The sequence below is a fragment of the Streptomyces sp. NPDC002130 genome, from assembly GCF_040296465.1.
In the GTDB taxonomy this organism is placed as follows: Bacteria; Actinomycetota; Actinomycetes; order Streptomycetales; family Streptomycetaceae; genus Streptomyces.
In genome coordinates this window covers 40426-52191 of the sequence record NZ_JBEOXI010000024.1, presented here as the reverse complement: position 1 = coordinate 52191, position 11766 = coordinate 40426, and the positions used below count along the sequence as shown (strand labels likewise).

General features: G+C 70.0%; 7 protein-coding genes and 2 pseudogenes. 1 reads left to right on the top strand and 8 read right to left on the bottom strand.

The window, feature by feature from the left end; translation table 11 throughout:
• Window positions 1-223: pseudogene (locus ABT116_RS07115) on the bottom strand (ADP-ribose pyrophosphatase); the annotation flags it as partial.
• Between the two features lie 96 nt (window positions 224-319).
• The gene (gene pyrG / locus ABT116_RS07110) at window positions 320-1978 is read right to left on the bottom strand and encodes a CTP synthase (protein ID WP_351628977.1); all 1659 of its coding nucleotides are present in this window, start codon (window positions 1976-1978) and stop codon (window positions 320-322) included.
• A 527-nt stretch (window positions 1979-2505) separates the two neighbouring features.
• On the opposite strand from pyrG, the gene ABT116_RS07105 reads away from it, so the two are divergent.
• On the top strand, window positions 2506-4308 hold the full coding sequence (locus tag ABT116_RS07105; protein WP_351628974.1) for a glycoside hydrolase family 15 protein: 1803 nt from the start codon (window positions 2506-2508) through the stop codon (window positions 4306-4308).
• 19 nt (window positions 4309-4327) lie between these two features.
• Here the strand turns inward: ABT116_RS07105 and ABT116_RS07100 are convergent.
• The 6 genes and pseudogenes from ABT116_RS07100 to ABT116_RS07075 form a co-directional block, all read right to left on the bottom strand.
• Window positions 4328-6045, bottom strand: a pseudogene (locus ABT116_RS07100) (thymidine phosphorylase).
• A gap of 85 nt (window positions 6046-6130) precedes the next feature.
• On the bottom strand, window positions 6131-6535 hold the full coding sequence (locus tag ABT116_RS07095) for a cytidine deaminase (protein WP_351628959.1): 405 nt from the start codon (window positions 6533-6535) through the stop codon (window positions 6131-6133).
• Complete coding sequence (locus ABT116_RS07090; RefSeq protein WP_351628957.1) at window positions 6532-7797, bottom strand: ABC transporter permease; 1266 nt, start codon at window positions 7795-7797, stop codon at window positions 6532-6534. The genes ABT116_RS07095 and ABT116_RS07090 overlap by 4 nt, the downstream gene beginning before the upstream one ends.
• Window positions 7794-8912, bottom strand: coding sequence for an ABC transporter permease (locus ABT116_RS07085; protein WP_351628955.1), 1119 nt, complete (start codon window positions 8910-8912; stop codon window positions 7794-7796). Before ABT116_RS07085 ends, ABT116_RS07090 begins: the two co-directional genes overlap by 4 nt.
• Window positions 8912-10483, bottom strand: a complete 1572-nt coding sequence (locus ABT116_RS07080) for an ABC transporter ATP-binding protein (protein ID WP_351628972.1) — start codon at window positions 10481-10483, stop codon at window positions 8912-8914. Before ABT116_RS07080 ends, ABT116_RS07085 begins: the two co-directional genes overlap by 1 nt.
• A 210-nt stretch (window positions 10484-10693) precedes the next feature.
• Window positions 10694-11743, bottom strand: a complete 1050-nt coding sequence (locus ABT116_RS07075) for a BMP family lipoprotein (RefSeq protein WP_344458238.1) — start codon at window positions 11741-11743, stop codon at window positions 10694-10696.
• Window positions 11744-11766: the final 23 nt, after the last annotated feature.

Sequence of the window (11766 nt, the reverse complement as noted above, 5' to 3'; positions counted from 1 at the left end):
TACGCCGTCGACGCTCTGTCCTTCGAGAAGACCGAGCCAGCACGCGGTCGGCCTCGTCGAGGGCGAGGACGGCCACGGAGCCGGGGTGGACCTGGTAGTCACGGCCGACCACGGTGCCGTCGGGCATGACCACCTCGTCGGTGCGCACAGAGGTCTTGTTGCCCGTGAAGGGGGTCGCCGTCGCCCGGATCTCCCACTCCTCCGGGGTGTCCTTGATCGTCATGCCTGTCCTTCCACACGTGCCACACGACCTGCCGAAACGAAACCGGGGTGCACACCCTTTGAAGGGATGCACCCCGGCCACCGTACAACTGGTGTGTTACTTCGAAGTCTTCCGCTCGACCGAGGCCTTGACGAGCCCGGCGAACAGCGGGTGCGGACGCGTCGGACGCGAGCGCAGCTCCGGGTGCGCCTGGGTCGCGACCAGGTACGGGTGGACGTCGCGCGGGTACTCGACGTACTCGACGAGCTTGCCGTCCGGCGAGGTACCGGAGAACAGGATGCCCGCCTTCTTCTCCAGCTCCGCACGGTAGGCGTTGTTCACCTCGTAGCGATGCCGGTGGCGCTCCTCGACGTACTCCTTGCCGTCGTACACCTCGCGCACGATCGACCCCTCGGCCAGCTTCGCCGGGTACATGCCGAGCCGCATGGTGCCGCCCATGTCACCGTCACCGGCGACGATGTCGAGCTGTTCGGCCATGGTGGAGATGACCGGGTGGGAGGTGGCCGGGTCGAACTCGGTGGAGTTGGCGTCGGTGACGTCGGCCAGGTTGCGCGCGGCCTCGATCACGATGCACTGCAGGCCGAGACAGAGGCCGAGCAGCGGGATCTTGTTCTCGCGGGCGTACTTGATCGCGCCGACCTTGCCGAGCACACCACGGTCGCCGAAGCCGCCGGGGATGCAGATGCCGTCGACGTCGCCGAGCTGCGCCGCGGCGCCCGCCGGGGTCTTGCAGTCGTCGGAGGTGACCCACTTGATCTTCACGCGGGCCCGGTTGGCGAAACCGCCGGCGCGCAGGGCCTCGGTGACCGACAGGTAGGCGTCGGGCAGGTCGATGTACTTGCCGACCAGGGCGAGGGTGATCTCGTGGTCGGGGTTGTGGACGCGGTCGAGCAGGTCGTCCCAGGTCGTCCAGTCGACGTCGCGGAACGGCAGGTCCAGCTTGCGGACCACGTAGGCGTCCAGGCCCTCGCCGTGCACCGTCTTCGGGATGTCGTAGATCGAGCGGGCGTCGGGGCAGGCCACGACGGCGGCCTCGTCGACGTCGCACATCAGCGAGATCTTCCGCTTGATCGCGGTGGGCACCTCGCGGTCGCAGCGCAGCACGATCGCGTCCGGCTGGATACCGATGTTGCGCAGGGCCGCAACCGAGTGCTGGGTGGGCTTCGTCTTCAGCTCACCCGAGGGGCCGATGTACGGCAGGAGCGAGATGTGGACGACGAAGACGTTGTCACGGCCGACCTCGTGACGGACCTGGCGGACGGTCTCCAGGAACGGCAGCGACTCGATGTCGCCGACCGTGCCGCCGACCTCGGTGATCACGACGTCGACCTCGTCCGTCGCCATGCGACGGATGCGGTGCTTGATCTCGTTGGTGATGTGCGGGATGACCTGCACGGTGTCGCCCAGGTACTCGCCGCGCCGCTCCTTGGCGATCACGGTGTTGTACACCTGGCCGGTGGTGACGTTCGCGGAGCCGTCGAGGTCGCGGTCGAGGAAGCGCTCGTAGTGGCCGATGTCCAGGTCGGTCTCGGCGCCGTCGTTGGTGACGAACACCTCACCGTGCTGGAAGGGGTTCATCGTGCCCGGGTCCACGTTCAGGTACGGGTCGAGCTTCTGCATCACGACGCGCAGACCGCGGGCCTTGAGCAGCATGCCGAGGCTGGAGGCCGTCAGGCCCTTGCCCAGCGAGGAGGCGACACCCCCGGTGACGAAGATGTGCTTGGTCGTCGAGTTACGAAAAGCGGCGGGCGGCATGGCCAAGACGGGGCTCCCGTGGTCGCGGTCTGGGGGTGCGGTGCGGCTGCCCGCCGGAAATCTCCGGGGTGCCGTCGCTGCGGTTCGGGGGTTCCCTGTCGGGAAGGGGCCCACCGGTCCACGGGCTACCAGCGTATCAGCGCCGCGGGGCGATGGCTTCCGGCCACGCTCCGCACACATCCCGACACGGAGGCGACCACGCTCACCGCTTCCTCACCCGTTGCTCACTCGTTCGGCGTACTCCCCTTGTCCGGACGGGCACCCGGATCATCCGCGTGCGTCGTATCCTGCTCGGACACTCACTGCCGAGCCCGTCCGGCCCAACGGCACCACCCTCCGCCCGTAAGCACCGGAACAACGTGAGCTCGTCAGTTCGTTGAGCAACAATTGGCGCTTTGCATCACGGCTGAGCGACCTGTTTTGCTTCATCGCTCAATGACGCATTGCAAGACCTGCTGAAACCCCCCTTGACCGCACTAGCGACAGCCCCCTCGTGGGGTGACGTGGCCGTTCGACTGGAGTTGCACGTGGCCGGGCGCATCGAAGACTACGCACTCATCGGAGACATGCAGACCGCTGCCCTGGTCTGCCGGGACGGGACAGTCGACTGGCTGTGCCTGCCCCGCTTCGACTCGCACGCCGTCTTCGCCGGCCTGCTGGGCAACGAGGAGCACGGCTTCTGGCGGCTCGGACCCGCCTACGCCTCCGACCAGCAGCCCCCCACCGCCGCGCGGCGCAGCTACCGGGGCGACTCGCTGATCCTGGAGTCCGAGTGGGACACCCAGCGGGGCACGGTCCGGGTGACCGATTTCATGCCGCCGCGCGACGGCGCCCCGCAGCTGATCCGGATCGTGGAGGGCGTCTCGGGCCGGGTGCCGATGCGCTCGGCGCTCAGGATGCGGTTTTCCTACGGGCGGGTGGTGCCGTGGGTGCACAAGCACGAGGGGCGCACGGTGGCCGTCGCGGGTCCCGACTCCGTGTGGTTCGACACATCCGCGGAGACCTACGGCAAGTCGCTGACGACGTACGCGGACTTCACGGTCGCGCCGGGTGACCGGATCGCGTTCACGATCTCCTGGCAGCCCTCGCACAAGGAGCCGCCGCCGCTGCCGGAGCCGGAGCAGTCGCTGGAGGCGACGGAGGACTTCTGGCGCGAGTGGGTCGACCACTGTACGTACCACGGCCCCTACCGGGAGGCCGTGATCCGCTCGCTGATCACGCTGAAGGCCCTGACGTACGCCCCGACCGGCGGCATCGTCGCCGCGCCGACCACCTCCCTGCCGGAGGACATCGGCGGCGTCCGCAACTGGGACTACCGCTACACCTGGCTGCGCGACGCGGCGATCACGCTGTCCTCGCTGCTGCGCACCGGCTACCGCGAGGAGGCCCGCGCCTGGCGCGAGTGGCTGCTGCGGGCGGTGGCCGGCGACCCGGAGAACCTGCAGATCATGTACGGCATCGCCGGTGAGCGTGAGCTCGGCGAGGCGGAGCTGGACTGGCTGCCGGGCTACGAGAACTCCACCCCGGTCCGGGTCGGCAACGGCGCGGCCCACCAGCTCCAGCTGGACGTGTACGGCGAGGTCACCGAGGCCCTGCACCTGGCCCACATGACAGGCCTCGCCCGCAACGACTACGCCTCCCTGCTCCAGCTGAAGCTGATCCGCTACCTGGAGGACCACTGGCAGGACCCGGACGAGGGCATCTGGGAGGTGCGCGGCCCGCGCCGCCACTTCGTGCACTCCAAGGTGATGGCCTGGGTCGCGGTCGACCGCACGATCAAGCTGATCGAGTCCGGCGACGCGGACGGCCCGCTGGAGCGCTGGCGGGAACTGCGCGAGGACATCCACCGGGACGTGTGCGAGCGGGGCTACGACAAGGAGCGCAACACCTTCACGCAGTCGTACGGCTCGAAGGAGCTGGACGCCTCCCTGCTGCTGATCCCGCAGGTGGGCTTCCTGCCGCCGGACGACAAGCGGGTCATCGGCACGATCGAGGCGATCCAGCGGGAGCTGTCCACCCCGGACGGCTTCATCCTGCGCTACCCGACCTCGGGCGGCGACGAGGGCGTGGACGGTCTGCCCGGTGACGAGGGCGCGTTCCTGGCCTGCTCGTTCTGGATGGCCGACGACCTGGCGATGATCGGCCGCGTCGACGAGGCCCGCAAGCTGTTCGAGAAGCTGCTGTCGCTGCGCAACGACCTCGGTCTGCTGGCCGAGGAGTGGGACCCGCGCCTGCAGCGCCAGGTCGGCAACTTCCCGCAGGCGTTCAGCCACGTGCCGCTGATCGACACGGCGCTGCGTCTGACCGCTTCGGGCGCCTACGGCGGCTGAGCGGGGCGCCCCCGAGGGGTCACTCCGGCCTGAGGGCCGTGAGGGTGCGCTCGCCCGCGGGGTCGCCGGCCGTGGCCGGGACGAGGGCGATCTCGTCGAGTCCGGCCTCGGCGTAGGCGGCGATGCGGGCGCGGACCGTGTCCGTGTCGCCGACCAGGGCGACCGTGCCGGCGGCCTCGGGCGGCAGGGCCCGCAGCAGGGTGTCCGGATCGGCGCCCTTGGCGGCCAGCTCGACGACGGGGGCGAGCCCCGCGTCGACGAACATGTCGCTGTAACCCGGCACGGCGAGGTAGCCGACGACGCTGCGCAGAACCTGGTTGAGCGACTCCGGCTCCGGGTCGACGGCGGCGGGCAGCCAGGCGGCCAGCCGCGGCGGTGTACGGCCCGCCTTCTCGGCGGCGGCGAGCATCCGGGCCCGCAGCATGCGGACCTGCTCGGGCGAGACGAGGTCGAGCAGCATCCGGTCGGCGTGCGCGACGGCCGCGGCCACGGCCCGCTCCCCGAACGCCGCGACGGTGACCATGCCTCCGGGCGGCGGGAGCCGGCGGAGTAAGCCGCTGCCGGGCACGATCGGCTCCCCGGGCACGCTGTGCATCAGCGTCCGCACGGCCGCCGCCGACTCCGCGAGGGCGGCGGCGGGCCGGGTGCGCGGCCTGCCGTGCACGCCCCACGGCCCGCGCCGAGGCGCCAGGCCGCGACGCCGATGTCGTAGGCGTCGAGGCGGCTCAGGACGCCGGAGGACGGGGCCTTGATGACGTGCTGCTCGCGGGCGACCGGCAGGGCCGCGTCCGGGTCGCCGCCCTGGGCCGCGATCATGCGGCGCCAGACGTCCATCGCCGAGCCGTCGGCCAGGGCCTTCGCCGGGTCGGCGTCCTTGATGCCGGCCGCGTCGAGCATCTCGCGGGCGAGTGCGATCGTCAGCTCGACGACGTCCGCGGGGCCGCCGCCCGCCAGCACCTCGACCGACTCGCGGACCTCCAGCGCGTTGCCGGCGGTGAGGCCGAGCGGGGTGGACATGTCGGTGAGGAGCGCGACCGTCTTCACGCCGTGGTCCGTGCCCAGGCCGACCATCGTGGAGGCCAGTTCGCGGGCGTCCTCGATGGTCTTCATGAAGGCGCCGGTGCCGACCTTGACGTCCAGGACGAGAGAACCGGTGCCCTCCGCGATCTTCTTCGACATGATCGAGGAGGCGATCAGCGGGATCGCCTCGACCGTGCCGGTGACGTCCCGCAGGGCGTAGAGCTTCTTGTCGGCGGGGGCGAGGCCGTCACCCGCCGCGCAGATGACCGCGCCGGTGGTGTCGAGGACGTTCAGCATCTCCTCGTTGGACAGCAGCGCACGCCAGCCGGGGATCGACTCCAGCTTGTCGAGCGTGCCGCCGGTGTGGCCGAGGCCGCGGCCGGACAGCTGCGGTACGGCAGCGCCGCAGGCGGCTACCAGCGGGGCGAGCGGCAGGGTGATCTTGTCGCCGACGCCGCCCGTGGAGTGCTTGTCGGCGGTCGGGCGGGACAGGGACGAGAAGTCCATGCGCTCGCCGGAGGCGATCATCGCGGCCGTCCAGCGGGCGATCTCGCGGCGGTTCATGCCGTTCAGCAGGATCGCCATGGCGAGAGCGGACATCTGCTCGTCGGCGACCTCCCCGCGGGTGTACGCGTCGATGACCCAGTCGATCTGCGCGTCGCTGAGCTCACCGCGGTCCCGCTTGGTGCGGATGACGGAGATGACGTCCATGGCCATGGCTTGGCTTCCTTCCGAGGTTTCCAGAAGCCGTACGGCCCCCCTGAGCCGGTCGCGTGAGCAACTCAGAGGGGCCGCACGGAAGTTACTTGCTGAGGTGCTCCGGGCCGAAGGCCTGGGGCAGCATCTCCGAGAGCGGCAGGATCCCCGCTGGGGTCTCCAGCAGGAGGTCCGGGCCGCCGAACTCGTGGAGCAGTTGACGGCAGCGGCCGCACGGGACGAGCGTGTCGCCGTCGCGGTCGACGCAGGTGAAGTGCGTCAGCCGGCCGCCGCCGGTGTTGTGCAGCTCGGACACCAGGCCGCACTCGGCGCAGAGTCCGAGTCCGTACGAGGCGTTCTCGACGTTGCAGCCGGAGATGATCCGGCCGTCGTCGACCAGGGCCGCCACGCCGACCGGGTAGCCGGAGTACGGGGCGTACGCCCGGGACATGGCGTCCCGGGCCACCGCGCGCAGCTTCTCCCAGTCGACGGCCGGTCCGGTGCCGGTCACTTGCCCTGCCCCTTCCGGTACGGCAGCCCGTCCGCCTTCGGCATCCGCAGCCGCTGCGCGGACATCGCGAGGACCACCAGGGTGATGACGTACGGCGTGGCGGACACGACCTGGTTCGGGACCTCGTCGGTGGTCGCGTACCAGGCGAACACCAGGGCGGCGACGACCGCGGTGATGATCGACGGGACGTACTTCTTGCGGACGACGAGGAAGATCGCCCCGATGATCAGCAGCAGCGCGCCGAGCAGCAGCAGGGCGTGCACGTTGGCGGAGCCGCCGCGCAGGTTGAGGCTGTCGGTGTAGCCGAACAGGCCCGCGCCGAGGGCGAGGCCGCCCGGCATCCAGTTGCCGAAGATCATCGCCGCGAGGCCGATGAAGCCGCGTCCGCTGACCTGGCCCTCCAGGTAGAAGGGGTTGGCGACGATGGACAGGAAGGCACCGCCGAGGCCGGCCAGACCGCCGGAGATGACGACGGCGATGTACTTGTACTTGTAGACGTTGACGCCGAGGGACTCGGCGGCGACCGGGTTCTCGCCGCAGGAGCGCAGCCGCAGGCCGAACGCGGTGCGCCACAGGATCCACCAGGTGCCGGGGATCAGCGCGATGGCGATCAGGGTCAGCCAGGACACGTTGGTGACCAGGCCGCCGAGCAGGCCGGCGATGTCCGAGATCAGGAACCAGCCGTGGGCGTTGAGGTCCCGCAGGGCGTCGGACAGTCCGGGGACCGTGAAGTTGCCGAGGGACTCCACCGCCGGGGACTGCTTGGCGGAGCCGCCGGTGTGGCCCTCGAAGGCGAGGGGCGCGAGGTAGCGGGTGGCGCCGAGGGCGAGGATGTTGATGGCCACACCGGAGACGATGTGGTTGACGTTGAAGGTGACGGTCACCAGGGCGTGCAGCAGACCGCCGATCGCGCCGCCGAGGATGCCGACCAGGACACCGGTCCACGGGCCCCACTGGAAGCCGGCCCAGGCGCCGAACCAGGTGCCGAGGATCATCATGCCCTCGAGGCCGATGTTGACCACGCCCGCGCGCTCGGCCCACAGACCGCCCAGACCGGCGAGGCCGATCGGCACGGCGAGCTGGAGCGCGGTGGACATCTGGCTGACGTTGGTGATGCCGTCGGCGCCCGTGATGATGCGGACGATCGAGGTGAGCGCCAGGCCTCCGGCGATGACGAGCAGCAGGACGGGCCACGACAGGCGGCGGCCGGTCGGCGCCGCGGGCTGCAGCGTGGGCTGGTTGACGTCGGTCGCGGTGGTCATCGGCCAGCCACCTCCTTCGTGTTCTGAGCGCCGAGGACGTGTCCGGCGGCGAGTTCGGCGCCGACGCGACGCTGCTGGCGGCGCAGACCCCATTCGCGGACGGCCTCGTAGGAGACGACGACCGAGAGGACGATCAGGCCCTGCATGATGACCGCGATCTCCTTGTCGTAGCCGTGGAAGTCCAGCTCGGGCGAGGCCTTGTCGAGCCAGGCCCACAGCAGGGCGGCGAAGGCGATGCCGACCGGGCTGTTGCGGCCGAGCAGGGCGATGCCGATGCCGAGGAAACCGATGCCGGTGGGGAAGTTGAGGTCGTAGGTGTGGCTGTCGCCGAGCAGGATCGGCAGGCCGGCCAGGCCCGCGATGCCGCCGGAGATCAGCATGGCGGTCAGCACCATGCGCTTGGGGTCGACGCCACTGGCCGCGGCGGCGGTCGACGAGGCGCCGGAGGCACGCAGGTCGAAGCCGAAGCGGGTGCGGTTGAGGACGACCCAGTAGCCGATGCCGAGCAGGACGGCGAGCAGCACCAGGCCGTAGATCTCACCGGCGTCGCCCAGGCTGATCCCGGGGATCCAGCCGGACTCGGACATCTCGCCGGTGGTGTTGTTGTTGCCGGCCTTGACGCCGAAGACGTTCGGCAGCCACATGTAGGCGATCACGGAGGTGGCGATCGCGTTGAGCATGATCGTGGCGACCACCTCGCTGACGCCGCGGGTGACCTTGAGGACGCCGGCGATGCCGGACCAGAAGGCGCCGGTGAGGACGGCGGTCAGGAGCAGCAGCGGGACCTGCAGGGCGGCCGGCAGGTTCACATGGGCGCCGACGACGGCGGCCATCATGGCGCCGAGCTGGTACTGGCCGTCGACGCCGATGTTGAACAGGTTCATCCGGAAGCCGATGGCCACCGCGAGGGCCGCGATGTAGTACATCGAGGCCTGGTTGATGATCAGGACCTGGATGTCGGAGAAGCCCAGCTGCTCGAACATCAGGGCGAACGGCTCGAAGGGGCTCTTGCCCGAGGCGAGCAGCACGATCGCGCTCAGGACGAAGGCCACGGCCAGCGCGATGACCGGTCCGGCCACCGCGAGGAGCAGGCGCTCCTTGTCGAACTTCTTCATCAGCGGGCCTCGTCTTCCGGAGCCTCGGGGGCGTCTGCCTTCGAGGTCTCGGGGGTGTCGTCGTGCTCGAGGTGCCCGGTGGCGGCGCCGGTCATGGCCGAGCCGAGCTCCTCGGGGGTGATGGTGGCCGGGTCGGCGTCCGCGACCAGCTTGCCGTTGTAGATCACGCGCAGCGTGTCGGACAGGCCGATCAGCTCGTCCAGGTCGGCGGAGATCAGCAGCACGGCCAGGCCCTCGCGGCGCGCCTCGCGGATGTGGTCCCAGATGGCGGCCTGGGCGCCGACGTCCACGCCCCGGGTGGGGTGCGCGGCGATGAGGAAGCGCGGCTTGTGGCTCATCTCGCGGCCGACGATCAGCTTCTGCTGGTTGCCGCCGGACAGGGAGGCGGCGGTGACGTCGATGCCGGGGGTGCGGACGTCGTACTCCGTGACGATCCGGCGGGTGTCCTCCTGGGCCGCCTTCGGGTCCAGCCAGACGCCCTTGGCGAGGGGCTTCTCGGTGACGTGGCCGAGGATGCGGTTCTCCCAGAGGGGTGCCTCCAGCAGGAGACCGTGGCGGTGCCGGTCCTCGGGGATGTAGCCGATGCCCTGCTCGCGACGCCTGCGGGTGGGCCAGGCGGTGATCTCCTCGTCGGCGAGCCGGATGGTGCCGGTGTCGGCGGGCCGGAGGCCGATGAGGGCGTCGACGAGTTCGGTCTGGCCGTTGCCCTCGACGCCGGCGATGCCGAGGATCTCACCCGCGTGGATGGTGAAGCTGATGTCGTCCAGGAGGGCCTTGCCGCCGGGGGCGGCGAGGCGCAGCCGGTCGACGCTGATGACCGGGCGGTCGGTGACCGTGGATTCGGCCGTCTCGGGCGTGGGCAGCTCGCTGCCGACCATCATCTCGGCGAGCTGACGGGGCGTCGTCTCGGAGGGGACGGCCGTGCCGACGGTGGTGCCGCGGCGGATGACGGTGATGTCGTCGGCGACGGAGAGCACCTCGCCGAGCTTGTGGGAGATGAAGATGACCGACAGGCCCTCGGAGCGCAGTTCGCGCAGGTTGGCGAAGAGGGCGTCCACTTCCTGCGGCACGAGCACGGCGGTCGGCTCGTCGAGGATGAGGGTGGTGGCGCCGCGGTAGAGGACCTTGAGGATCTCCACGCGCTGGCGGGCGGCGACACCGAGCTCCTCGACGAGGAGGTCGGGCTCGACGCCGAGGCCGTAGCGCTCGGAGAGCTCCTTGATCTTGCGGCGGGCCTTGGCGCCGATGCCGTGGAGCTTCTCGCTGCCGAGGACCACGTTCTCGAGGACCGTGAGGTTGTCGGCGAGCATGAAGTGCTGGTGGACCATGCCGATGCCGCGGACGATGGCGTCGGCCGGCGACGAGAAGCTGACCTGCTCCCCATTGACGGCGATGGTGCCCTCGTCCGGCTTCTGCATGCCGTAGAGGATCTTCATCAGCGTGGACTTGCCGGCGCCGTTCTCCCCGACGAGGGCGTGCACGGTGCCCTTGCGGACGCTGAGGTGGATGTCGTGGTTGGCCACGACTCCGGGGAAACGCTTGGTGATCCCGGCGAGTTCGACGGCGGTCACCGATTCGTTGACCGCCGCTCCGGCCGGAGGGCTGCTGGACGCGTTGATGGCGCACACTCCTGGGGACGGGGGCCGTCTACGCGCGTAGCGCCCCTACGGCATACAAAGGGGCCGACGCCCCGCGGCAACGGGGTACGAGGAGCAGCTCCCCGTACCCCGTCGAGCGGACGTAACCCCGGGGGTTACCGCCTGCTTCGAGGCAGTCGCTCGTCAGCTGCTCTTGACCTTGATCTCGCCGCTGATGATCTTCTCCTTGGCCGTCTTGATGGCTGCCTGGAGCTCGGCGTCGTCCGCGAACTTCGGGTTGGAGTTCGACAGGCTCACCTCGCCGGACTTCAGATCGCCACGAACGATACCGGTCTCGGGCTTGCCGTCCTCGACCGACTTCGCCAGGTTGTACACCGCCTTGGCGACGTCCTTCATCGCCGACGTCAGGATGGAGTCCTTGTACTTGGCGAGGGCTTCCTGCTGGTACTGGTCGGAGTCGACACCGATGGCCCACACCTTCTCGGCGGCGGCGGCCTCGATGACACCCTGACCGGACAGACCGGCGGCCGCGTAGACGACGTCGGCCTTCTTCTCGATCTGACCCTCGGCAGCCGTCTTGCCCTTGTCGGGGCTGGCGAAACCGCCCTCCTCGGCCGTCTGCGTGAGGTACTGCGAGAGCACCTTGACCTTGGGGTCGGTGTCCTTGACGCCCTGCGCGAAGCCCGCCTGGAACTTGTGGATCAGCGGGATGTCCACGCCGCCGACGAAGCCGACGACCTTGGTCTTGCTGGTCTTGGCGGCGGCCACGCCGGCCAGGTAGGAGGCCTGCTCCTCGTTGAAGACCAGGTCGGCCACGTTCTTGGTGTTGATCGTGGCGTCGTCGACGATGCCGAAGGTGGTCTTCGGGAACTTCTCCGCGGCACCCTTGACGGCCGCGGCGTACGCGTAGCCGACACCGACGACCGGGTTGTAGCCCTGCTTGGCCAGGGAGACCAGGCGCTGCTCCTTGTCGGCGTTCGTCTCGCCCTCGGTGGGCTCCACGTCGGCCGTCTGGTACCCGAACTCCTTCTTCGCCTGCTCCAGGCCCGCGTAAGCGGCGTCGTTGAAGGACTGGTCGCCCTTGCCGCCGACGTCGTAGGCGATGGCGAGGCCCTTGTCGCCCTTCGAGTCCGACGACCCGGCAGAGGTCGAGGTGCCGCCGCAGGCGGAGAGCGCGAGGGCCAGGGAGGCGGTCGCTGCGCCTGCGACCGTGATCCGGGAAATCCGGCGCATGTGTGGGTGCTCCTGTCGTACAA

Excerpts from the sequence above, each read along its gene's own strand:
- pyrG (WP_351628977.1), bottom strand. The coding sequence starts at position 1,978 with ATGCCGCCCGCCGCTTTTCGTAACTCGACGACCAAGCACATCTTCGTC.
- ABT116_RS07090 (WP_351628957.1), bottom strand. The coding sequence starts at position 7,797 with ATGACCACCGCGACCGACGTCAACCAGCCCACGCTGCAGCCCGCGGCG.
- ABT116_RS07085 (WP_351628955.1), bottom strand. The coding sequence starts at position 8,912 with ATGAAGAAGTTCGACAAGGAGCGCCTGCTCCTCGCGGTGGCCGGACCG.
- ABT116_RS07075 (WP_344458238.1), bottom strand. The coding sequence starts at position 11,743 with ATGCGCCGGATTTCCCGGATCACGGTCGCAGGCGCAGCGACCGCCTCC.